Raw genomic sequence first — 21,556 nt, forward strand, 5'->3', positions numbered from 1 at the left:
CATTCACATTTCCGGCGGCAAACGACCGTTCCCGGACATTCCGAGGTTTTGATGACGTCAGAAGTCGGCATGTCGGCGTTCCTTCGCGCCCCCCTCTGTCCTGCCGGACATCTCCCCCACAAGGAGGGAGATTGGCAGCCTAGTCGGCGGCGCTCTTCTTGCCACGTCTGAGATTGGCGAAGGCCCTGGTGGCAGCTGATCTCCCCACTTGTGGGGGAGATGTCCGGCCGGACAGAGGGGGGCGCCACAGAACTCGGCGGCGGGTGCTGGCTCGAATGCCCCTTTCTGTCGCGGGAATTAGTGAGATCGGGCTTTGGCCTTAAGGAGGAACAACATGGTCTATGCAACATCGGACGGATCGACGCGCCAACGTTTGCGGGTCGGCATGGTCGGCGGCGGGCGCAATGCCTTCATCGGCGCAGTGCATCGCCTCGCCATGCGCCTTGACGACCAGATCGCGCTGGTGGCCGGCGCGCTGTCTTCCGACCCGGAGAACGCAGCCGCCTCGGCCGCCGAGATCGGCATAGCGCCGGAGCGCAGCTATGCCGACTATCGCGTCATGGCAAAGGCAGAAGCCGCGCGTTCGGATGGCATCGAGGCCGTCGTCATCGTCACGCCCAATCATCTGCATGCGCCGATCGCCACGGCCTTCCTCGAGGCCGGCATCGACGTGATCTGCGACAAGCCGCTGTCGACGACGCTGGCCGACGCCGAGGCGCTGGTGATGCTGGCGCGGGCGAAAAAGCGCCGCTTCGTCGTCACCCTCAACAACACCGGCTACGCCATGGTGCGGCAAGCGCGAGAAATGGTGGCGGCGGGCGAACTCGGCCGGATCGTGTCCGTGCATGGTTCGTATATCCAGGACTGGCTGACCAAGCCGATCGACGCCGAAGGCCAGAAGCAGGCGGAGTGGCGCACCGATCCGGCGCGCGCTGGACAGTCGGCGGTGCTGGCCGATATCGGCGTGCATGCCTTCAACCTGGCGAGCTTCATCTCGGGCTGCGAGGCCGAGGCGGTGTCGGCGGATCTGTTCACCGCCGTGCCGGGACGCCGGCTCGACGACAATGCGCATGTGCTGGTGCGCTGGACGGACGGGGCGCGCGGCACGATCCTGGCCAGCCAGACCTCGCCTGGCCACTACAATGATCTGTCCGTCCGCATCTATGGCGACAAAGCCGGGCTCGAATGGTCGGGCGCACGGCCGGAGGAGCTGCGCTTCTCCCGCTACGGCGAGGAAACCCGCACCCTGGTGCGCGGCGGCCACGGCTCGACCGAAGAGAGCCGGCGTGTGTCGCGCATGCCGGCGGCGCACCCCGAAGGTTATATCGAGGCCTTCGCCAATTTCTACCGCGACGCCGCCGACATCATCCGCGCCCATCGTTCCGGCGCGGTAGTGGACGCAGCCCGTGCGGCGCAGGTGCCCGATGTCGTCGACGGCGCGCGCGGCGTGAAATTTGTTGCCGCCGCAGTGGATTCGAATGCGGCGGGTGGCGCGTGGACAGCTGCGCGGTTTGGGGGATAGTTGCCCGCGCTGATTACAAAAGCCGCAGCCGCTGGTCGATGAGCTGAAACAGCCTGGTGTCGTCGACCTCGGTGATGACGTGGCAGACCGGCAGGCCCTTGCAGGCGCCATTCTCGACCAGCGTCGCGCGCGTGCGGCCATATGCGCCTGCGGGATCGCAGTCGACCTCGATCACCGCATCGACGCCCCTGAACAGGGTCGGGTCGATCAGGAACGCCGTCACGCAGGGGTCATGCAGGCTGGCGTCGCCGCTGCCATAGTGGCGCATCATGGCAATGGCCGTTTTCATGATCGGGCTGCTGTCGCGCTCGAGTTGCTCGAACCTCACCTTGGTCAGCGTGGCGTGGCGGGTCACGTCCAGTCCGAACATGGTCATCGGAATGCCGGAAGACAGGACGATTTGTGCCGCATGCGGATCGATCCAGATGTTGAACTCCGCATCGGTCGCGGTGTTGCCGGGGCTGAAGGCGGCACCGCCCATGAAGGCGATGGCCTTGATCTTGCCGGCGATGGACGGTTCCTTGATCAGCGCGAGTGCAATGTTGGTCATCGGGCCGATCGGGCAGAGCGTGATCTGGCCGGGCTCGCGCAGGATCGTCTCGATGATGAAATCGACAGCGTGCTGGCCCTGGATCTCGTGCGTGGCGTCGGGCACGTCGAGGTCGCCGAGGCCGTCGGTGCCGTGCACCGAGGCGCCCCTTTGCACGCGCGGCAGGATGATCGGCCTGATACAGCCGGCATAGACCGGAATGTCCTGGCGGCCGGCCATGGCGGTGATGCGCAACGCATTGCGGGTGGTCAATGGCTGCGAGACGTTGCCGACGACCGTCGTTATGCCGACGATCTCGATTTCATCGGGTGAGGCAAAGGCCAGGAGAAGCGCGATGGCGTCGTCGACGCCGGGGTCGCAATCGAGGATAATTCTGCTCTTGGCCATGCCTGAAAGTCCATTCTCTTTTCTCTTTGTACCGGTAAAAAGGGCCACCCCGGTCGGGATGGCCCTTGTCGTGAAGGGCAAGGCTGCGCCTACTTGAGCAGCTCGTTGGTGTAGTATTTCGAGGCCGGCAGGACTTCCTTGATCTGGTCGGTGTCCTTCAACGCCTGGGCGATCGGCAGCCAGTTCTTGTCTTCCTGCATCATGTAGCCGGTATCGCCTTTCATCAGGGCGGCGGTGAGCTTCCAGCCGGAGAGATTGTAGGCGAGGCTGCCGCCTTCCGGATAAGCCTTGGTGAACATCTCGGCGGCTTCGTCGGGATGGTCGGCGGCCCATTCGGTCGCCTTGATGGTGGCGCGCATCCACTTCTTGGCGACATCGCCGTGTTCGGCGAGGTAGGCGGTGGATGCGATATAGGTCCAGACCGGGACATCGGGCGCGCCGGCCGCCGCACCGATGAGGCTGGTCGGACCCTTCTTCAGGGTCTCCTGCACCTGCGGCACCAGATAATTCTCGGTGTTGGTGGCGATGTCGATCTTGCCGGCAAGCAGGAGATTGGTGTCGGAATCCTGCGCGATGATCAGCTTGACGTCGTCCTCGGTCAGCTTGGCGGCCTTGAGCACGAACGGCATCATCGCCTTGGTCCAGGAGTCGGTATAGATGGCGATCGATTTGCCCTTGAGGTTGTCGAGCGAAAGCGGCTCGCCGGGGCGGCCGAACAGACCCCAATTGTTGCTCTTGGTGTAGAGGCCGATCGAGGTGATCGGAATGCCTTGGGAAGCGCCGAATACGACGTCGGTGGTGGCCTCGAAACCGATCTCAGCCTGGCCGACGGCGAGCAGCCGCGCCGTGGTCTGCGAGTCCGGCGGGAAGATGACATCGACCTTGATGCCTTCGGCTTCATAAAAACCCTTCTGCTGGGCGACCAGCGTCGGGATCAGTTCGAAATCGGCGCTCGCCCAGTCATAGACGAAGCGGACGGTGGTGAGGTCGGCTGCGCTGGCCGGAGCCGCGCCGAAAGCGGCGCCAAGGGCAAGCAGGCCCACGGTCGCCGAGATCATCTTTGTATAGGTCATATGCATTGAATTCCTCCTGTTGTCGTTGGTTGGCATTTGTAAATTGGTGGCTCACGAGGTCGGCTGCGATGGCTTCCACTGCGCCCATGCCGGTGCGGTCGAACGCGAGCGCCATGGCGTCATCAGCACCTCGAGCCCGAACACGAGCAGGAACGAGCCGACGCCGATGACGGTCAAAAGCAGCATGGCGGCGTAGACGCCGGCCGTGTTCATCTGCGCGTTGGCGGTGAGCAGATAGGTGCCCAGGCCCTGCTTGGACGAAGCGGTCCATTCACCGATGACGGCGCCGGTGACCGCATAGGTGGCGCCGATCTTGAGGCCGGAAAACAGCGGGCCGATGCAGGCCGGCAATTTGACGATGGCGAAGGTGCGCAGGCCACCGCCGCCCATCAGGCGCGCCAGGTTGAGCATATCGCGATCGACCGAGGCCAGGCCGTCGAGCACGTTGACCACAACCGGGAAGAACACGATCCAGGCGACGATGATCAGCTTTGGGGTGATGCCGAAGCCGAAGATGATGACCAGCGGTGCGGCAATGGCGACGATCGGCACGGCCTGCGAAATGATCAGCGCCGGCATGACCAGGCGTTGCACGACACGGATCTGCCCCATCGCCAGAGCGAGCAGGAAGCCGATGAGGGCGCCGAGCACATAGCCGATCGCGGTTTCATAGAGCGTCTGGCCGGTCAGCACCGAGAGCCGCGGCCAGTTGTCGAAGAGTGTCTGGAAGGCGAGCGCTGGCGGCGGGATGACATAGGGCGGCAGCCCGGAGACCCAGACCAGCACCTGCCATGCGACCAGGATCAGCACCATGGCCACCACCCAGATCATGAACGGTCCCGCCGCCGCTCCAAACCGTATGTTCATTCCCGTGCTCCCTATTGGCCGTGAGGTCAGTGCCCGATTGGTCAATGCCCAATCGGTCAGTGGTAGAGATGCTGCATGATCTGCCGCTTCAGGCCGACGAATGTGTCGGTCGTCAGCACTTCCAGCGGCCGTGGCCTGGGCAGGTCGACGGTAAGGATTTCGGCGATGCGGCCCGGGCGCGGCGTCATCACCACGATGCGGTCGGCGAGATAGATCGCCTCGTCCACATCATGGGTGACAAACAGGATGGTGCGCTTGAGGTCGCGCCAGAGCTGCAGCAGCCATTGCTGCATGCCAAGCCGCGTCTGCGCGTCGAGTGCGCCGAACGGCTCGTCGAGCAGCATCACCTGGCGGCCGGCGGCGATGGTGCGCATCATGGCGACGCGCTGGCGCATGCCGCCGGACAGCGCGTGCGGATAGTGGTTGAGGAAGTCGCCGAGACCGTAGCGGCTCGCCAGCTCCGCCGCCTCGGCGCGATCCTGCGCGGTGGCGCCGCGTGTCAGCGATGCGGCAAGCGTGATGTTGCCGAGTACGGTGCGCCAGGGCAGCATCAAATCCTTCTGCAGCATGTAGCCGACCTGGCCCGGCCGGCTGCTGACATCCTGGCCGTCGAGCACGATCTTTCCCGATGTTGCCTTGAGCAGGCCTGAAACGACGTTGAACAGCGTGCTCTTGCCGCAGCCGGAGGCACCGAGGATGCAGACGAATTCGCCATCGGCGATATCGAGGCTGACATCGCTCAGGGCGGTAACCGATCCGAAACTGACGTTGAGCTTTTCGATCGACAGTTTGGTTGGAGCCGGCGTCCCTGATCCGGGAGGCTCGGCGGCAGTGCGTGGCTCCTGCGTTTCCGGCATTCAGAACCCCTCTTGCTGCAGGCAAACCCTGGCTCGAAAACGCATAAGTCCTCCCATGACCTAGCCGGCACCCTGCAGGTCCGCCTGATGCCAAGCAGACCCGCCTGTCCCGCAAAACGGCGGCGAGTTAGCCTAGGTAAACGTTTACCTAATGGGTTATATGCGTTATGTCAAATCCACGGCGCAGGCTGTCGATCACGCGACCTGTTTCTTTGGAACAGCGATCCGTGCTAGTCGCATGCCGATGTTCCGATGGCGGCTGAGACAGGCTATCGTTCGTCGAAATGGCGAGGGAATGTGGCAACGACGATCAAAGATATCGCCCGGCAGGCTGGTGTATCGGCTGCAACCGTTTCAAAGGTCCTCAACCGCAAAGACCACTCCATAGGCGAGAAGACCCGGGAAAAAATCTGGTCGCTGGTCAAGGAACTCAATTATACGCCCAACTCGATCGCCCGGTCGCTGATTACCCGCAGTTCGCGTGTCATCGGCGTCATCGTGCCTGACATTCTCAATGCCTATTTCACGGAGCTGGTCCGCGCTTGCGATCAGGCCGCGCGTGAGCGGGGTTATTCGACGATCCTGTGCAATTCCGACAGCGATCCCGAAAAGGAGGCATCGCATCTGACCTTCCTCGCCAGTCACGGCGTCGATGGTATCGTGCTTGCCGCAAGCGATCTGATCCCTGACGCCCACCTCCTGGAGAGGCTCAGGATACCCTTGGTGTCGATGGACCGGGAAATTCCCGACCTCGATTGCCTCGCCGCACGAATCGACACGGACTACGAGACGGGTGCCTTCCTGTCGGCAAGCCATCTGATCCGGGCAGGGCACAGGCGGATTGCGTTCGTCAGCGGCAACCCCCTGGCGTCGAACACCAAAATCAGGCGGGCGGGATTCGAGCGGGCGCATCGCGAGGCCGGGCTACCAGTCGATCCGGATCTGATCGAGTGCGGTGCCTTCAATCATCGATTTGGACTGGTGGCCACGCGCACGCTGCTCGACCGCACCAGCTTCTCGGCCATGTGCTGCATGAGCGACATGCTGGCGATGGGGGCGACGGTGGCGCTGCGCGAACGCGGCTTGAGCGTTCCGGAGGATTGCGCGGTGATCGGCTTCGACAACATCTATATTGCACCGCTTCTCGTTCGGCCGCTTTCGACGATCGAACGGCGCATTTCCGAGTCCGGTTATCTGGCGATCGGGGCGCTGATCGATTTTCTCGACGACCCCACGCATCCGCGCCGGATGGTGCTCATGGAACCGACGGTGATCCAGAGGGAGACGACGTAGCGAGGCGACGGGCTTCGAACGTCTGGCGCAACCCCTCCTGCCCGAATATCGCCTCTCCGCATCCCTCTCCCGGTTAAAAAAGTATCATCCGTTGCCCTGAATCGTGGTGGCGCCTGTTGTCATGAGCCGATACCGTGGCTCTTGAAATGCAGAGCCGAAACCAATTCGGCCGGTTTTAGGGAATGTGGGCCGAATGCGGCAACGATCCGTGCCGGCCCGGGAGGAAACGGACATGGAACCGGACCTGGAAGTTGTCCAGATACGACGCGGTGAGTCCTTCAAGGCGTGGTCGCACGGCTACCCCTTCCACACGGTGCGTTGGCATTTCCATCCCGAATATGAACTGCATCAGGTGATCTTCACCAATGGCCGCTATTTCGTCGGCGACTTCATCGGCGAATTCGAGCCGGGCAATCTGGTGCTGACAGGTCCCAACCTGCCGCACAATTGGGTCAGCGATATCCCCAGGGACAGCTCGATCCCGCTGCGTGGCCGCATCATCCAGTTTTCCGAAAGTTTCATTGGTGACGCCATGCATGTGCTGCCGGAGCTGGCGGGGCTGGGGCACCTGCTCGAGGCGTCGCGGCGCGGCGTGCTGTTTTCCAACCGCACCAGCAAGGCGCTGGCGCCGCTGATGGAAGAGATGATGCAGGCGCAGGGCGTGCGCCGCATCGAGCTGTTCATGATGATCGCGGGCCTGCTCAGCCGCGCCCAGGAATTCCAGCTGCTGGCCAGCGCCAGCTATCGGCCCGATCCGTCGGGCTACATGACCGCCGGCATGAACAAGGCGCTCGCCTATATCAGGGAGAACCTGACGCAGCTGTTCGACGAGGCGGATCTCGCTGCTATCGCCGGCCAGTCGACCGGCGCCTTTTCGCGCTCGTTTCGCCGCCACACCGGCATGTCGCTGGTGCAGTATGTCAAGCGGCTGCGCATCAACCTCGCCTGCCAGATACTGATGAGCGACGAGCAGGCCTCGATCACCGACATCTGCTACGAGGTCGGCTTCAACAATCTGTCCAATTTCAACCGGCAGTTCCTGGCGGAGAAGGGCATGCCGCCCTCGCGCTTCAGGCGCCTGCTGGCCGACAACATCAACGCGGGCAAAGCCGCTTAACGGAGGAGCCAGGGAGGAACCAAGGGAGGAAACACACTTTTTCGCCTGAAGACGTGGCCCGCATGACGCGGTCCGCGACGGAGAGCGCTTGTCTTGAAAATCCTCCGTCAGCGGAGGATGTCGGCGCGGCTCGAAAGGCCGGCGCCGGGCCCTGGTTCCCAATTGCAGTTGGGGCGAGGGCGGAGGCGTGTCTCCACACCAAAGCAGTCAACGACCTTCTTACAACCATATCCAGAAACGGAGAAGACCGAATGACCAAACTTTCATTGAAATCCGCTGGGAAGTCCGCCGGCATGGCAGCAATTGCGCTGTCGCTGCTGGCCGGCACCGCCGCCATCGCCCGGGCCGCTGAGGTCACCGACGCCACCGTCGCCTTCCTGATGCCAGACCAGGCCTCGACCCGCTACGAGCAGCATGATTATCCCGGCTTTGCCGCCGAGATGAAGAAGCTGTGCCCGGGCTGCAAGGTGCTCTACCAGAACGCCGATGCCGACGCCTCGCGCCAGCAGCAGCAGTTCAACTCGGTGATCTCGCAGGGCGCCAAGGCGATCGTGCTCGACCCGGTCGACTCGACCGCCGCCGCCTCGCTGGTCAAGCTGGCGCAGAGCCAGGGCATCAAGGTCATCGCCTATGACCGGCCGATCCCGACCGCACCAGCCGACTTCTATGTCTCGTTCAACAATGAAGGCATCGGCAAGGCCATCGCCGACTCGCTGGTCGAGCATCTGAAGGCGCTGAAGGTCGATCCGGCCACCGGCGGCGTGCTGCAGATCAACGGCTCGCCGACCGACGCGGCAGCCGGCCTGATCAAGAAGGGCATCCATGAAGGCCTCGACAACAGCGGCTACCAGATCCTGGCCGAATACGACACGCCGGAATGGGCGCCGCCGAAGGCACAGCAATGGGCCGGCGGCCAGATCACCCGCTTCGGGCCGAAGATCCTCGGCGTTGTTGCCGCCAATGACGGCACCGGTGGCGGCGCCATCGCCGCCTTCAAGGCGGCCGGCGTCGATCCGGTGCCGCCGGTGACCGGCAATGACGCGACGATCGCGGCGTTGCAGCTGATCATCGCCGGCGACCAGTACAACACCATCTCCAAGCCGAGCGAGATCGTGGCGGCGGCCGCCGCCAACATCGCGGTAAAACTGCTTTCGGGCGAGACGCCGAAGGCCGAGATGACGCTGTATGACACGCCCTCGCAGCTGTTCACGCCGGCGGTGGTGACGCAGGAAAACCTGAAGGCCGAGATCATCGACAAGAAGATCAACACCGCAGCCGAACTCTGCGTCGATCGTTACGCGGAAGGCTGCAAGAAGCTGGGCATCGGGAACTGACCGCGACCCTTGCCCGCTCCGCTGCCTGGCTACCCGTGCGGTGGTCAGGCAGCGCTCATCCGATATTTTTTGAACCGGTTTTGAAAGGCTTCCTGGCATGATCGACACCCCGGACGGACCGGTTCCGACAGGCGAGCTGGTGCTCAGCCTGCGCGGCGTTTCGAAGAATTTCGGCGCCGTCTCGGCGCTTACCGACATCGATCTCGATGTCCATGCCGGCGAGGTGGTGGCGCTGGTCGGCGACAATGGCGCCGGCAAGTCGACGCTGGTCAAGATCCTGGCCGGCGTGCATCAGCCGAGTTCGGGAACCATCAGCTTTCGCGGCAAGCAGGTGACGCTTGCCGATCCGAGTGCGGCGCTGACGCTCGGCATCGCCACCGTGTTCCAGGACCTGGCGCTGTGCGAGAACCTCGACATCGTCGCCAACATCTTCCTCGGTCGCGAGCTCAACCCGCTGCGGCTGGACGAGGTGGCGATGGAAGTGCGCGCCTGGACGCTGCTCAACGAGCTGTCGGCGCGCATCCCGAGTGTGCGCGAAGTGGTCGCGTCGCTGTCGGGCGGCCAGCGCCAGACGGTGGCGATCGCCCGCTCGCTGCTGCTCGAACCCAAGCTCATCCTACTCGACGAGCCGACGGCCGCACTTGGCGTGGCGCAGACAGCGGAAGTGCTCAATTTGATCGAGCGGGTGCGCGACCGCGGCCTCGGCGTTGTCATCATCAGCCACAATATGGAAGACGTGCGCGCGGTCGCCGACCGCATCGTCGTGCTGCGGCTTGGCCGCAACAACGGCATCTTCTCGCCCGATGCCTCGAACCAGGAACTGGTCAGCGCCATCACCGGCGCGTCGAACAATTCGGTGTCGCGGCGCGCCGAGCGCCGCCAGGCCAGGCAAGATCAAACCGCCCTGCATGATCAAAAAGGGGAGCCACGCCCATGAGCCGCGAAGCCGAACAGGCTGCCCCCGTGCCGCCGCAACTCGACCGCGCCGATGTGCGCGTCAAGCACGAGGCCGGGGTCGGCGGCGCCATCCGCAGGTTCTTCGACCGGGTCCGCTCGGGCGATCTCGGCTCGCTGCCGGTGATTGTCGGGCTCGTCATCATCTGGACGGTGTTCGCCAGCATCAATCCGATCTTCCTGTCGAGCAGCAATTTGGTCAATCTGCTGTTCGACTGCTCCACCGTCGGCGTCATCGCGCTCGGCATCGTCTGCGTTTTGATGGTCGGCGAAATCGACCTGTCGGTCGGCTCGATCAGTGGCTTTGCCTCCGCGATGGTCGGCACGCTGTGGGTCAACCAGGGCTGGCCGGTGGCGCTCGCCATCCTCGCCGCTGTCGCCGTCGGCGGCTTCATCGGCGCGCTCTATGCGCTGCTGTTCAACCGGCTCGGCATGCCGAGCTTCGTCTCGACGCTGGCCGGCCTGTTGGCGGTGCTTGGCCTGCAGCTCTACATCCTCGGCTCGACCGGCTCGATCAACCTGCCTTACGGCTCGAACCTGGTGAATTTCGGCCAGCTGCTGATGATGCCGAAGTTTGTTTCGTTCGGGCTGGCGGCCGTTCCCGGCATCGTCATGCTGGTCACCGGCCTGCGAACCGTCGCGCGCCGCCGCGCCGCCAATTTGTCGGCACCCTCGGCCGGCGGGCTCATCACGCGAGCGGTCGTCATCACGGTCATCCTCGAACTCATCGTCTTCTATCTCAACCAGGCGCGCGGTATTCCGTGGATGTTCGGCCTGTTCGTCGGCCTGGTCATATCAATGCACTATGCGCTGACACGGACGAAATGGGGCCGTTCGATGTCGGCGGTCGGCGGCAACCGCGAGGCGGCACGGCGTGCCGGCATCAATGTGCGGCTGATCTATTCCAGCGCCTTCGTGCTGTGCTCGATGCTGGCCGCTTTCGGCGGCGTGCTGTCGGCGGCCCGCCTTGCCTCGGCCAGCCAGCAGGCCGGCACCGGCGACGTCAACCTCAACGCCATCGCGGCGGCCGTCATCGGCGGCACCAGCCTGTTCGGCGGCCGCGGCAGCGCCTATTCGGCACTGCTCGGCATCATCGTCATCCAGTCGATCGCCAGCGGACTGACGCTGCTCGATCTGTCCTCGTCGCTTCGGTACATGATCACCGGCGCCGTGCTTGCCATCGCAGTCATCGTCGACTCGCTGGCACGCCGCTCGCGTGTCTCGCATGGCCGGGCCTGAACCCATCAACAGGAAGCAAGACATGAGCGAAGAACTGTCCGGAAAAGTTGCCGCCGTCACCGGCGCGGCATCAGGCATCGGCCTCGAATGCGCCAGGCATATGCTGGCGGCGGGCGCCACGGTGGTGCTGGTCGACCGTGCCGAGGCGACGCTGAACAAACTGTGCGCCGAACTCGGTCCCAAGGCGATCCCGCTGGTGATCGACCTGATGCAGCCGGCAAGCGTCGCCACCATGATGCCTGAGATACTGGAGAAGGCCGGCCAGCTCGACATTTTCCATGCCAATGCCGGTGCCTATGTCGGCGGCGAGGTGGCGACTGGCGATCCGGACGCCTGGGACCGGATGCTCAACCTCAACATCAATGCCTGCTTCCGCTCGATCCAGGCGGTGCTGCCGCACATGATCGAACGCAAGACCGGCGACATCATCGTCACCAGCTCCATCGCCGGGCTGGTTCCGGTGGTCTGGGAGCCGATCTACACGGCGTCCAAGCACGCCGTGCAGGCCTTTGTCCACACGGTGCGCCGGCAGGTCGCCAAGCACGGCCTGCGCGTCGGTGCCGTGGCGCCCGGCCCGGTGGTGACGGCGCTGGTCGACGACTGGCCGAAGGCGAAGCTCGAGGAAGAGCTCGCCGCCGGCGGCCTGATGCAGCCACGCGAGGTGGCCGAAGCGGTCATGTTCATGCTGACCCGGCCGCGCAACGTGACGATCCGGGATCTGGTGATTTTGCCGCAGAGCAATGATCTCTAAGCGAATAGGAAATAGGGAGTAGCGAATAGGGAAGAATCCAACGACTTACCTATTCGCTATTCGCTATTCGCTATTCGCTATTCGCTATTCGCTAAACCGAAGGTTTCCCCCCATGTCCCACTATCTCGGCATCGACGTCGGCACCGGCAGCGCGCGGGCCGGGGTGTTCGACCAAGCGGGCACCTTGCTCGCCTCGGCCAAGCAGGACATCGAGGTCTGGCGCGAGCCCGGCGACATCGTCGAGCAGTCGAGCAACGACATCTGGCGCGCGGTGTGCGCTGCCACCCGCGCCGCCGTCGCCCAGGCTGACATAGCGCCCGAGGCGATCGCCGGCATTGGCTTCGACGCCACCTGTTCGCTGGTGGTGCTGGGCAAGGGCGGCGTGCCTTTGGCTGTTGGCCCTTCCGGCAATCCCGAACGCAACATCATCGTCTGGATGGACCATCGCGCGGTCGAACAGACGCGCCGTATCAACCGCAGCGGCGAGGCGGTGCTGAATTATGTCGGCGGCGTCATCTCGCCGGAGATGGAAACGCCGAAACTCCTGTGGCTGGCGGAAAACCTGCCTGCCACTTTCGACGCCGCCTGGCAGTTCATGGACCTTGCCGACTTCCTCACCTGGCGGGCGACCGGCAGCCTCGCCCGTTCGGTCTGCACGGTGACCTGCAAATGGACCTATCTCGCGCATGAGAGCCGCTGGGACGAGGCCTATTTCCGCAAGATCGGGCTCGGCAGCCTGGCCGACGAGGCGTTCACGCGCATCGGCACCGAGATCGCGCCGGCGGGTGCGTCGCTGGGCGGCGGACTGACCGCGCAGGCGGCGTCGGACCTTGGCCTCACCCCCGGCACGGCGGTGGCGGCGGGGCTGATCGATGCGCATGCCGGCGGCGTCGGCACGGTCGGCGCGCGGGGCGATTTCGGCAGCGTTCTGTCGCGCATGGCCTATGTCTTCGGCACTTCGGCCTGCACCATGTCGTCGACCGCCGAGCCTGCTTTCGTCGACGGCGTCTGGGGTCCGTATTTCTCGGCCATGGTGCCGGGCCTGTGGCTGAACGAGGGCGGCCAATCGGCCGCGGGCGCGGCCATCGACCATCTGGTGCGCATGCATCCTGCGGCCGGCGAAGCGACCGCCAAGGCGCAAGCCGACGGGCTCAGCCTCAGCGCCTGGCTGTCTCTGCAAGCGCAAAGCCGCAACGGGGCCGCGGCGACGCCGGCGCTGGTCGGCGGCATCCATGTGGTGCCGGAATTCCTCGGCAACCGCGCGCCTTTCGCCGACCCGGACGCGCGTGCGCTGATTGCCGGGCTCGATCTCGACACCAGCCTCGACAGCCTGGTCGGGCTCTATGTCGCCGGGGTCTGCGGGCTGGGCTATGGCGCCCGCCAGATCGTGCGGGCCGAGCATGACAAGGGCATTCCCGTCGACACCATTGTGGTCAGCGGTGGCGCCGGGCAAAGCCCGCTGGTGCGCCAGCTGCTTGCCGACACGACAGGCATGGTGGTGGTGGCGTCGACCTCACCGGAACCCGTGCTGCTCGGCTCGGCGATGCTCGGCGCTGTCGCCGCCGGGGCCTACAAGGATCTGGTGACGGCGATGGCCGGCATGTCGGAACTCGGCGAGGTCTATCATCCCGACGCTGCGCTGGCCGGCTGGCACGCCAAGCGCTTCGCCGCGTTCGAGCTGCTGCAGCAAGCCGGCAAGGCGGTCCGAGGCTGAGACCCGGCTTTGTCAGGAGCGTCGCGAACACCGCTTGGCGGTTTAGCCGGAAGCTGGCAGCTTTGTTCCGTCGCGACGAGGGTGGGCGGCAGGAGCAGGAGGCCTGATGGCAGACGACAAATCGCCAGTGCCATTCGCATCGGACAGCGTGCCATGGACGGAATGGTCCGATGTGCCGCGCTTCGGCGTGCGCTACCGGCATTTGTCACTGGCCGCTCTTGGCGAAAACCACCATGTCGGCGTGGCGATCGAGGAGCTGCCGCCGGGCAAGCAGACCTCGCCGGCGCATTACCATATTTTCGAGGAAGAGCATGTCTTCATCCTCGAAGGGGCGCTCACTGCTTATGTCGGCGACGCCTCCTATGCCATGAAGGCCGGCGACTACATCTGCTTTCCGGCTGGTGCCGCGGCGGGACACTGCCTCATCAACACCGGCGCCGCGCCGTGCCGCTATGTCATCGTCGGCGAGCGCAACCCGAACGACGTGGTCGTCTACACCGCCTCCAACAAGGTGCTGGTGCGCGCGCTGGGCAGCCGCGCAATCTTCGACCTCGCGGGAACCCGAACCTACTGGGACGGCGAGAACACCGGGCTTGCTGCCGGCGATCCCCTGCCGTCGGATGTGATAGCCGGTGTCACCAAGGCGGCCGCCGCGCCGATCCCGCCTGTTGCCAGCGACGCTGTCGAATGGAAACAGGAAGGCGAGGGGACGCGGTTCGGTGGTCAGTCCAAACACCTCACCTATGCGGCTTTGGGACGGCCTGACTATCATGTCGGCATGCTGATCGAGGCGCCGGCCCCCGGCATGCGCCTGGCGCCCCGGCACTACCACATGCTGGAAGAGGAGCATGCGCTGATCCTGGAAGGGCAGGTGACGCTGCTGCTTGGCGAGAAGCGCTACGAGATGAAGGCAGGCGATTATGTCTGCTTTCCGGCCGGCCTGGCGGTCGGGCATTCCTTCCTCAACAGCGGTACGGGACCGTGCCGCTATCTGATGATCGGCGAGAAAAACCCCAACGAGGTCTGTGTCTATCCCGATTCCAACAAGATGGCGGTCGACGCCTTGCGCCGGCGCGACGGCATTTTCGACATGGCAGGGGTGAGGCGGTACTGGGACGGCGAAGAGACGGAATAAGACGCTCCAGCCGCACCGATATCGCGCGCTGAAGCTGTTTGTCGTGATCTCATTGAACAGACTGGATGAGCCATAGGAGAGCGAGAAGGTTGGCGAGCGATGTGCCGGCCGGGCCGAAGGTTTTCATCCGATCGTCGATCGTGGCGCCTATGACGGCATCTCCAGCCTGCACAAGGATCATTATCCAGGCGATGGCCTCAAGCCACTCCGTCGAACCTGTAAAAAATGGCACGGCGCTTACGACCACCAAAGCTGCGCTGCGTGCACAGCCGTACAATGCCACTGTCCGGGCGCTGCCGGTTTCGTTCATGATGGCAGCCAAGGAGAAACCGAGACTGACAACCGCGCTGAGAGCTGTGACTGACGCGCAAACGATGAAGGGTGCGAACATGAGAGTCCATGGCTTGTGTCAGGGACATCTTACTCGAATAGCCAGTGCGGAGATCAAGATTTTTCACGGACTGCCGCCCCTCAGTTACAATGCCGGCGCGGTCACATTCAGGATGGCATCAACCGCGCTCACAGCTCCTTCTGCGCCAGTTCCCTGAACTCGTCGGGCACCGAGCGTCCCGCCTCCAGCGCCACCGTGCCGTAGCCGACCGCCTGTTTGCCGAAGCGCTCCCGAATCTTGTCGATGGCGCGGTCGGCGCCGAAGCGTGCCAGGCCCTTCTTCGTGCCGGGACGGCGCTTCTCGTCGGCGAGGCCGAGCGGCAGTTCAAGCTGTAGCTCGAGGCTTTCCTCCAGGTGCGATACCGAGATCGCCAGCAGCGAGATCGTTTTCTCCTGGCGGTGGTCGGCAAGCACGCCGCGCACCAGATCGCCGGCGATCTCGGCCAACATCGTTGTCGCCGAGATCGGCTGGTCAAGGGTGATCGAGCGGGTGACGGCGCTGAGATCGGCAAAGCGCACGCGCACCGTCACCGTGCGGCCGGGCCGCGCCTTGGCGCGCAGCCGGCTGGCGACGCGGTCGGCCAGGTGCAGCAAAGTGGGCACGATGATATCAGCCACGGCAGGCTTCTGACCGAGTGCCGATTGTGCGCCGGCGGAATGCGCGCGGCGCTTCGTCTCCAGTTTTCGCGGGTCGCGGTTCCAGGACAGGGCGGCGAGCTTTTCGCCGGCGGCCGAACCGAGCAGCCGCGTCAGCGCGCCGCTATGCGTCCTGGCCAGCTGGCCGATGGTCTCGACGCCGATTTCGGCCAGCCGCGCTCTGGTCGCCGGGCCGACACCCCACATCAGCCCGACAGGCAGATCGTGCAGGAAGGCAAGCTCGCTGCCGGGGGCGACCACCACCAGCCCGTCGGGCTTGGCCACCTGCGAGGCGATCTTGGCCAGATGCTTGGTGCGTGCCACGCCGATCGAGATCGGCAGGCCGAGTTCGGACCGCACGCGGCGGCGGATGGTTGCGGCGATCTCTTCTGGCTGCCCGAACAGATGCGTGCAGCCGGCGACATCGGCAAAGGCCTCGTCGATGGAAATGCGCTCGACCAGCGGGGTGAAATCGTTGAGGACTTTTATCGCCGCGTCGCCCAGCCGCTGGTAGTGGCTGAAATTGCCGCCGACGAAGATCAGCTGCGGGCAGAGCTCGCGCGCCTTGCGCCCCGGCATGCCGCCGCGCACGCCAAAGGCGCGGGCCTCGTAGGAGGCGGCGAGCACGACGCCGCCGCCCACCGCGATCGGCTTGCCGCGCAGCGACGGGTCGAGCAATTGCTCGACCGAGGCATAGAAGGCGTCGAGATCAGCATGCAGGATGGTGGCTGTCGTTTCCATCCCGACCGCACATCCGCAGTTGCTGATAGATCGGAACAAATAGAGAACAAAAGGGGATTGTTGTCAAGCGGCGAGCGTTTGGTGAGGCAAATCGCTCTCGGTTCGACTGCGTCGCCCAAAATCGCGGCGGCAGCGCTGCCCCTCACCTGCCTGCCGGCATCCTCTCCCCGTAAACGGGGCGAGGGACGCTGTCATCGACGGTTTCGCCAATCGCCAACGTTGATGGAAAGGCGTTTGCGCCGCGCCAGCTACTTTCTCCCCGTTCTACGGGGAGAAATGCCCGGCAGGGCAATGAGGGGCGGCGCCGACCTTGGAAGAGAATGATGCTGCCCTCGGAATTGCCTCCGCCTAGACAACATGCTCCGCCCGCAGCGCCGTTTTCATCTTTTCCAGCGCGGCCTCGCCACCCGCCGCCAGCTCTTCGGCGATGCGAGCCAGATGATCGTCGGCCTTGCGGTGCTTGCTGCCCCAGGCGCCGAGCGTCGCCAGCACCGGCAACAGGTCGATGCCGGCCTCGGTCAGCCGGTAGACTGTCTTCAGTCCATGCGTCGGGTCGTCGCTGCGGGTGAGGATGCCTTCGTACTGAAGGGTTTGCAGCCGCTCGGCCAGCGTGCGCGACGAGATGCCTTCGTCGGATTGCAGGAATTCGCGAAAATGCCTTTTCCCGGCAAAGACCAGGTCGCGGATGATGAGCAGCGTCCAGCGGTCGCCGACGAGTTCGAGCGACAGGTTGATCGGGCAGCCGGATTTTTCGCGCGTCGACATCTATGGTTCCATTTTTAAATCAATTTACTATTGACACTGTTTTCGCTCTGCGTCAATGGTTCCAAATGTAAACCATATAACGTTGATTGCGACGGCTCGCTGGACGCACGCTTTGAGGCAGGACAAACCGAGGAGAACGACGATGAGAAAGTTGATCCTTCAGATGCAGATGTCGGTCGACGGTTTTGTCGGCGCCAATGAGGACCATCCCTGGCAGCTCTGGGAATGGGGCGATGAGAGCGCCTGGGACGACGCGCTGAAGCAGGACTTCAACGCCGTCTTCGCCGGCATCGACACCATCCTGCTCAGCCGCAAGATGGCGCAGGAGGGCTATCTCACCCATTGGGGCAATGCGGCGAAGAAATTTCCGCGCGATCCATTCTATGCCTTTGCGCAGCGCGTCGTCGATGCCCGGAAAGTGGTGCTGAGCGACAAGCTCAAGCAATCGGCCTGGGAGCCGGCTTGGGAGCGCACAAGGGTCGCCAGCGGCGACCTGCCGCGCGAAGTCAATGCGCTGAAAGCGGGCGAGGGTGGCGACATGGCGGTGTTCGGCGGCGCCGGTTTCGCCTCGGCGCTGATCGCGGCCGGGCTGGTCGACGCGTTCCAGCTGTTCATCAACCCGGCGGTGCTGGGCGCGGGACGCCGGATCTTCGACCAAGGCGGTTTCCAGAACCTGCGCCTGCTCGGCTCGAAGGCCTATGCCTGCGGCATGGTGGTCAACCGCTACGCGCCGGTGGGGTGAGGCAGAGAGGGAAAATCAGGGCCTGACGTATCTTTCTTCTCCGCCCGTTCGTCCTTGGCTTTGGAAGGTCGCGCGGCCCGCGATCCGTAACCAGGGAGACCATCATGGCGAGCACGCAGAGCGAGGCAAACAGGAACCACTACGCGGCGATCGCCGCCAACGCCGGCAAGCTGACCAGCCCGCAGGCGATCGTCGATTTCAACGACACGCATTGGACGGCGCTGACGGGTGAACCCGGCGGTGTCGACTATATCGAAGTGGATGCCGGCGGCGTGCCGGCGATGTGGATCGTGCCGAAGGACGCCGACGAGCAGCGAGTGCTGTTTTACGCGCATGGTGGCGGCTTCGTCGGCGGCTCGATCTACACGCACCGCAAGCTGGTCGGCCATCTGGCCAAGGCCGTTGGCTGCCGGGCGTTGCTCTACGACTATCCGCTGGCGCATCAGGCGAAGCATCCGGCCCAGCTCGAGGCGGCGATGGTCGCCTGGAATTGGCTCACTGACCGGGGTTTCGACACCAGGTACCTCGCGCTCGCCGGCGATTCCTGCGGCGCGATGCTGACCTATGGCGTGCTGAAGCGGTTGCGAGCCGAAGGGCGGCCGCTGCCTGTCGCCACGCTGATCATCTCCGGCTGGTTCGACATGGCGCTGACCGGCGCCAGCTATGAGACCAACCGCGAGAAGGATCCAGCCTTCGCCAAGGAGGCCGTCGACTGGTTGGTGACCAACTTTATCGGCGACCGCGACCGGCTCGATCCGGAGGTCAGCGCGCTTTATGCCGACCTTACCGGCTTTCCGCCCGTGTTCCTGCAAGCCGGCGCCGACGAGACGCTGGCCGACGAAAGCCGCATGTTCGCCGAGTGCGCCAGGCAGGCTGGGGTCGAGACACGGCTCGACGTCTTCGAGGGCATGCTGCACTCCTTCCAGATGATGGCCGGCCGGGCGCCGGAAGCCGACGACGCGATCGGCCGCTTCGCCACCTGGGTGCGGCCGAAACTGGGCTTGCCGGCCACCCGTGACGAGGTCGCCGGCGACAGAGCGGCGTGAGTATGCGCCGGCTGGTCGTATCGCGATTCGTGCTTGTGGATGTGCCGTGCCTGCGCGATGCTGCGGTGACGCTGACCGACGTGCCGCGATGAACCAGCAGATCCGCAAAGCCCGTGAAACGAGGCAAGGCATGCAGCCGCGCCTCGACCCCGAGGGCTTGTTCGACCGGCGCTATGCCGCGTTCCTGGAGACGGTCTCGCATCTGCGCGTCAAGCTGCATCGGTACTGCGCGCGCATGACCGGTTCGGCCCTCGATGGCGAGGACATCATGCAAGAGGCGCTGTTCGAGGCCTATCGCAAGATCGAACGGCTCGACGATGCGCAGGCGCTGCGGCCCTGGCTGTTCCGCATCGCCCACAACCGCTGCATCGACTTTATCCGCAACCGCCAGGCGCGACAGCGAGCCGAGGCCGGCTATGCCAGCGACGAGATCGTGCTGCCTGTCGAGCCCGCTGGGCAGGGCGCGGGCCGTGCCATCGAGCGGCTAGTCGTGCACCTGCCGCCGAAGGAGCGCGCCTGCGTGCTGCTCAAGGATGTCTTCGACCATTCGCTTGAGGAAATCGCCGAGCTGGTCGGCTCGACATCAGGTGGCGTCAAGTCGGCGCTCAATCGTGGCCGTGCCAAGCTCGCCGCCTTGCCGGCGCAACCGGTCGCGGCACCCGCACACGACCCCGAACTGGCGCGGCTGCTCGGCCGCTATGTCGAATTGTTCAACAACCGAGACTGGGACGGGGTGCGGGCGCTGACCAGTGCCGACGCGCGGCTGCGGGTCTCGGATTGCTACAACGGCCTGCTGTCAGGCTCGCCCTACTTCGTCGAATATGAGCGCAGCGAGCTGCCTTGGCGCATGCGGCCAGGCGTGATCGAAGGGGAGGTCGTGCTGGTCCTCGACAGGCTGCATGGCGAGGAATGGCTGCCGGCGTATCTGGTGCGGATCCATGCCGCCGGCGGCGTCATCGACCGCATCGCCGACTACTATGCGTGTCCGTGGATCCTGGAGATGGTCTTTGCCGACGCAGGACGAAGTGCCTCTCCTCCATGACGCTCACTTCGCATCATGAAAAATGATGCCGACCGTGTGGCGCATGCCTGAGCGCAGACGGCTGACGCCGTGGCGCAGGTTGACGCGGTAATTGCCCTTGGTTCCCTGCACCGGCCGGTTGTGGACGGCGAAGACAACCGCATCGCCCTGGCGCAGCGGCACCACCTCGACCCGGCTCTGCATGCGCGGCCGCTGTTCGGTCAGCGCGAACTCGCCGCCGGTGAAATCCTGGCCCGGTTCGGAAAGCAGGATCGCCACCTGCAGCGGGAAGGCGAGGTCGCCATAGAGATCCTGGTGCAGGCAGTTGAAGTCGCCAGGCACATATTGCAGCAACAGCGGCGTCGGCCGCGTCTGGCCGGCGGCATGGCACTGTTCGAGAAACGCGGCATGCGTCGCGGGGTAGCGCATGGCCTGCCCCATGCGCTCGTTCCACCGATTGGCGACCTCGGCCAGCCTGGGATAGAGCGCGCTGCGCAGGCCGCCCAGGAGATCGGGCAAGGGATAGCGGAAGTAGCGGTACTCGCCCTTGCCGAAGCCGTGCCTGGCCATATGGATGTGGCTGCGGAAATGTTCTTCCTCGGGATAGAGGCCGGCGATCTGCCGGCACTCTTCGGGCGAGAGCAGCTTTTCGATCACCGCGCAGCCGAAGCCGTCGAGTTCGCCGGCAAGGGCCGGCCAGTCGTAACCGGCAACACGCGTCCGAGCGGCTTCGACCACCGATGCGGCAACCTTGGCATGGGCGTTCATATCGTAGCCTCCTTGTTAAGCAGGGCGCGCTTGCGCTCGACGCCCCAGCGGTAGCCCGACAGCGTGCCGTCGGCGCTGACAACGCGGTGGCAGGGAATGCCAATCGCGATCGCGTTGGCGGCGCAGGCGGTCGCCACGGCGCGGGCGCCGTTGGGCCGGCCGAGACGCTGGGCTAGCGCGGTGTAGGTGATGGTGGCGCCGCAGGGGATGGTGCGCAGCACATCCCAAACACGCTGTTGGAATGGCGTGCCGTGGCGCAGGTCGAGCGGCAGGTCGAGGCCGACACTGGGTGTCTCGATGAAGCGCGCGATTGCCGCGAGATCGCCGCGCAAGGTGGCCTCGTCTTCGACCAGCATCTTCCCGGGGAAGCGATCGCCAAGGTCCTGCTCCAGCGCGTCGGCGTCCGAGCCGATCAGGATGGCGCAGACGCCGATGTGGCTGCGCGCCGCCAGGATCTTGCCGATCGCGGATTCGCCGATGGCGTAGGTGATGGTGTCGAGGTTGCGGGCGGCCACCGGCATAGTGGTTTGCATGAGGTTCATTGCCTTCACTCCTTTGTCTGTGCCTGAACCCTAGCCACGTGCCGGCCGTGTCTCACTCCGGTGCTTGCTTTCAAATTCGAATCTCCAAGGCAGGTGCTCTACGGCGCCCCCC

General features: G+C 64.7%; 21 protein-coding genes. 12 read left to right on the forward strand and 9 right to left on the reverse strand.

Annotated features, from left to right (window positions below; all coding sequences use genetic code 11):
• Window positions 1–334 precede the first annotated feature (334 nt).
• A complete protein-coding gene (locus FCU66_RS37340) occupies window positions 335–1,522 on the forward strand; it encodes a Gfo/Idh/MocA family protein (protein ID WP_136622762.1) in 1,188 nt (395 codons plus the stop codon).
• Between the two features lie 13 nt (window positions 1,523–1,535).
• Here the strand turns inward: FCU66_RS37340 and FCU66_RS37345 are convergent, their stop codons facing one another.
• From FCU66_RS37345 to FCU66_RS37360, 4 genes are all read right to left on the reverse strand, one after another.
• A complete protein-coding gene (locus FCU66_RS37345) occupies window positions 1,536–2,459 on the reverse strand; it encodes a nucleoside hydrolase (RefSeq protein WP_136622763.1) in 924 nt (307 codons plus the stop codon).
• Window positions 2,460–2,548: 89 nt separating this feature from the next.
• Window positions 2,549–3,538: an ABC transporter substrate-binding protein gene (locus tag FCU66_RS37350; RefSeq protein ID WP_168992270.1), complete on the reverse strand. Its 990-nt coding sequence runs from the start codon at window positions 3,536–3,538 to the stop codon at window positions 2,549–2,551.
• A 45-nt stretch (window positions 3,539–3,583) separates the two neighbouring features.
• Window positions 3,584–4,399: an ABC transporter permease gene (locus FCU66_RS37355; RefSeq protein ID WP_206077193.1), complete on the reverse strand. Its 816-nt coding sequence runs from the start codon at window positions 4,397–4,399 to the stop codon at window positions 3,584–3,586.
• A 56-nt stretch (window positions 4,400–4,455) separates the two neighbouring features.
• Window positions 4,456–5,256, reverse strand: coding sequence for an ABC transporter ATP-binding protein (locus FCU66_RS37360; protein WP_136622766.1), 801 nt, complete (start codon window positions 5,254–5,256; stop codon window positions 4,456–4,458).
• A gap of 297 nt (window positions 5,257–5,553) precedes the next feature.
• Here FCU66_RS37360 and FCU66_RS37365 point away from each other — a divergent pair, with 297 nt between their 5' ends.
• The 8 genes from FCU66_RS37365 to FCU66_RS37400 all read left to right on the forward strand — a co-directional run bounded on the left by FCU66_RS37365 (window position 5,554) and on the right by FCU66_RS37400 (window position 14,793).
• Window positions 5,554–6,549, forward strand: coding sequence for a LacI family DNA-binding transcriptional regulator (locus FCU66_RS37365; RefSeq protein ID WP_168992233.1), 996 nt, complete (start codon window positions 5,554–5,556; stop codon window positions 6,547–6,549).
• A 232-nt stretch (window positions 6,550–6,781) separates the two neighbouring features.
• Window positions 6,782–7,666: an AraC family transcriptional regulator gene (locus tag FCU66_RS37370; protein ID WP_109660775.1), complete on the forward strand. Its 885-nt coding sequence runs from the start codon at window positions 6,782–6,784 to the stop codon at window positions 7,664–7,666.
• 251 nt (window positions 7,667–7,917) lie between these two features.
• Window positions 7,918–9,000 carry an ABC transporter substrate-binding protein gene (locus FCU66_RS37375; protein ID WP_136622768.1) on the forward strand — a complete coding sequence of 361 codons (1,083 nt, stop codon included), beginning with the start codon at window positions 7,918–7,920 and terminating at the stop codon, window positions 8,998–9,000.
• Window positions 9,001–9,097: 97 nt separating this feature from the next.
• On the forward strand, window positions 9,098–9,937 hold the full coding sequence (locus FCU66_RS37380) for an ATP-binding cassette domain-containing protein (RefSeq protein ID WP_136622769.1): 840 nt from the start codon (window positions 9,098–9,100) through the stop codon (window positions 9,935–9,937).
• The gene (locus FCU66_RS37385; RefSeq protein WP_136625490.1) at window positions 9,934–11,193 is read left to right on the forward strand and encodes a sugar ABC transporter permease; all 1,260 of its coding nucleotides are present in this window, start codon (window positions 9,934–9,936) and stop codon (window positions 11,191–11,193) included. Before FCU66_RS37380 ends, FCU66_RS37385 begins: the two co-directional genes overlap by 4 nt.
• Before the next feature lie 22 nt (window positions 11,194–11,215).
• Window positions 11,216–11,944, forward strand: a complete 729-nt coding sequence (locus tag FCU66_RS37390) for an SDR family oxidoreductase (protein ID WP_136625491.1) — start codon at window positions 11,216–11,218, stop codon at window positions 11,942–11,944.
• Between the two features lie 112 nt (window positions 11,945–12,056).
• Window positions 12,057–13,658: an FGGY-family carbohydrate kinase gene (locus FCU66_RS37395; protein WP_136625492.1), complete on the forward strand. Its 1,602-nt coding sequence runs from the start codon at window positions 12,057–12,059 to the stop codon at window positions 13,656–13,658.
• A gap of 106 nt (window positions 13,659–13,764) precedes the next feature.
• On the forward strand, window positions 13,765–14,793 hold the full coding sequence (locus FCU66_RS37400; RefSeq protein WP_136625493.1) for a cupin domain-containing protein: 1,029 nt from the start codon (window positions 13,765–13,767) through the stop codon (window positions 14,791–14,793).
• 49 nt (window positions 14,794–14,842) lie between these two features.
• Here the strand turns inward: FCU66_RS37400 and FCU66_RS37405 are convergent, their stop codons facing one another.
• The 3 genes from FCU66_RS37405 to FCU66_RS37415 all read right to left on the reverse strand — a co-directional run bounded on the left by FCU66_RS37405 (window position 14,843) and on the right by FCU66_RS37415 (window position 17,325).
• Window positions 14,843–15,103: a hypothetical protein gene (locus FCU66_RS37405; RefSeq protein WP_206077194.1), complete on the reverse strand. Its 261-nt coding sequence runs from the start codon at window positions 15,101–15,103 to the stop codon at window positions 14,843–14,845.
• A 209-nt stretch (window positions 15,104–15,312) separates the two neighbouring features.
• Window positions 15,313–16,560: a DNA polymerase IV gene (gene dinB, locus FCU66_RS37410; protein WP_136625494.1), complete on the reverse strand. Its 1,248-nt coding sequence runs from the start codon at window positions 16,558–16,560 to the stop codon at window positions 15,313–15,315.
• 348 nt (window positions 16,561–16,908) lie between these two features.
• Complete coding sequence (locus FCU66_RS37415; RefSeq protein WP_136622243.1) at window positions 16,909–17,325, reverse strand: winged helix-turn-helix transcriptional regulator; 417 nt, start codon at window positions 17,323–17,325, stop codon at window positions 16,909–16,911.
• A 142-nt stretch (window positions 17,326–17,467) separates the two neighbouring features.
• Between FCU66_RS37415 and FCU66_RS37420 the strand changes: the two genes are divergently transcribed.
• The 3 genes from FCU66_RS37420 (at window position 17,468) to FCU66_RS37430 (ending at window position 20,155) form a co-directional block, all read left to right on the forward strand.
• Window positions 17,468–18,067, forward strand: a complete 600-nt coding sequence (locus tag FCU66_RS37420) for a dihydrofolate reductase family protein (RefSeq protein ID WP_136622244.1) — start codon at window positions 17,468–17,470, stop codon at window positions 18,065–18,067.
• 104 nt (window positions 18,068–18,171) lie between these two features.
• Complete coding sequence (locus FCU66_RS37425) at window positions 18,172–19,113, forward strand: alpha/beta hydrolase (protein ID WP_136622245.1); 942 nt, start codon at window positions 18,172–18,174, stop codon at window positions 19,111–19,113.
• A 130-nt stretch (window positions 19,114–19,243) separates the two neighbouring features.
• Complete coding sequence (locus tag FCU66_RS37430) at window positions 19,244–20,155, forward strand: sigma-70 family RNA polymerase sigma factor (protein ID WP_246094180.1); 912 nt, start codon at window positions 19,244–19,246, stop codon at window positions 20,153–20,155.
• 3 nt (window positions 20,156–20,158) lie between these two features.
• Here the strand turns inward: FCU66_RS37430 and FCU66_RS37435 are convergent, their stop codons facing one another.
• Window positions 20,159–20,902 carry a 2OG-Fe(II) oxygenase gene (locus FCU66_RS37435; RefSeq protein ID WP_136622247.1) on the reverse strand — a complete coding sequence of 248 codons (744 nt, stop codon included), beginning with the start codon at window positions 20,900–20,902 and terminating at the stop codon, window positions 20,159–20,161.
• Window positions 20,899–21,444: a methylated-DNA--[protein]-cysteine S-methyltransferase gene (locus FCU66_RS37440; RefSeq protein WP_136622248.1), complete on the reverse strand. Its 546-nt coding sequence runs from the start codon at window positions 21,442–21,444 to the stop codon at window positions 20,899–20,901. Before FCU66_RS37440 ends, FCU66_RS37435 begins: the two co-directional genes overlap by 4 nt.
• Window positions 21,445–21,556 lie beyond the last annotated feature (112 nt).

This window comes from Mesorhizobium norvegicum, from assembly GCF_004919685.1.
GTDB lineage: Bacteria > Pseudomonadota > Alphaproteobacteria > Rhizobiales > Rhizobiaceae > Mesorhizobium > Mesorhizobium norvegicum.

Coding starts and splice junctions, on each gene's coding strand:
- FCU66_RS37340 (WP_136622762.1), top strand. CDS start 335: ATGGTCTATGCAACATCGGACGGATCGACGCGCCAACGTTTGCGGGTC.
- FCU66_RS37345 (WP_136622763.1), bottom strand. CDS start 2,459: ATGGCCAAGAGCAGAATTATCCTCGATTGCGACCCCGGCGTCGACGAC.
- FCU66_RS37350 (WP_168992270.1), bottom strand. CDS start 3,538: ATGCATATGACCTATACAAAGATGATCTCGGCGACCGTGGGCCTGCTT.
- FCU66_RS37355 (WP_206077193.1), bottom strand. CDS start 4,399: ATGAACATACGGTTTGGAGCGGCGGCGGGACCGTTCATGATCTGGGTG.
- FCU66_RS37360 (WP_136622766.1), bottom strand. CDS start 5,256: ATGCCGGAAACGCAGGAGCCACGCACTGCCGCCGAGCCTCCCGGATCA.
- FCU66_RS37370 (WP_109660775.1), top strand. CDS start 6,782: ATGGAACCGGACCTGGAAGTTGTCCAGATACGACGCGGTGAGTCCTTC.
- FCU66_RS37375 (WP_136622768.1), top strand. CDS start 7,918: ATGACCAAACTTTCATTGAAATCCGCTGGGAAGTCCGCCGGCATGGCA.
- FCU66_RS37380 (WP_136622769.1), top strand. CDS start 9,098: ATGATCGACACCCCGGACGGACCGGTTCCGACAGGCGAGCTGGTGCTC.
- FCU66_RS37385 (WP_136625490.1), top strand. CDS start 9,934: ATGAGCCGCGAAGCCGAACAGGCTGCCCCCGTGCCGCCGCAACTCGAC.
- FCU66_RS37390 (WP_136625491.1), top strand. CDS start 11,216: ATGAGCGAAGAACTGTCCGGAAAAGTTGCCGCCGTCACCGGCGCGGCA.
- FCU66_RS37395 (WP_136625492.1), top strand. CDS start 12,057: ATGTCCCACTATCTCGGCATCGACGTCGGCACCGGCAGCGCGCGGGCC.
- FCU66_RS37400 (WP_136625493.1), top strand. CDS start 13,765: ATGGCAGACGACAAATCGCCAGTGCCATTCGCATCGGACAGCGTGCCA.
- FCU66_RS37405 (WP_206077194.1), bottom strand. CDS start 15,103: ATGAACGAAACCGGCAGCGCCCGGACAGTGGCATTGTACGGCTGTGCA.
- dinB (WP_136625494.1), bottom strand. CDS start 16,560: ATGGAAACGACAGCCACCATCCTGCATGCTGATCTCGACGCCTTCTAT.
- FCU66_RS37415 (WP_136622243.1), bottom strand. CDS start 17,325: ATGTCGACGCGCGAAAAATCCGGCTGCCCGATCAACCTGTCGCTCGAA.
- FCU66_RS37420 (WP_136622244.1), top strand. CDS start 17,468: ATGAGAAAGTTGATCCTTCAGATGCAGATGTCGGTCGACGGTTTTGTC.
- FCU66_RS37425 (WP_136622245.1), top strand. CDS start 18,172: ATGGCGAGCACGCAGAGCGAGGCAAACAGGAACCACTACGCGGCGATC.
- FCU66_RS37430 (WP_246094180.1), top strand. CDS start 19,244: ATGCAGCCGCGCCTCGACCCCGAGGGCTTGTTCGACCGGCGCTATGCC.
- FCU66_RS37435 (WP_136622247.1), bottom strand. CDS start 20,902: ATGAACGCCCATGCCAAGGTTGCCGCATCGGTGGTCGAAGCCGCTCGG.
- FCU66_RS37440 (WP_136622248.1), bottom strand. CDS start 21,444: ATGAACCTCATGCAAACCACTATGCCGGTGGCCGCCCGCAACCTCGAC.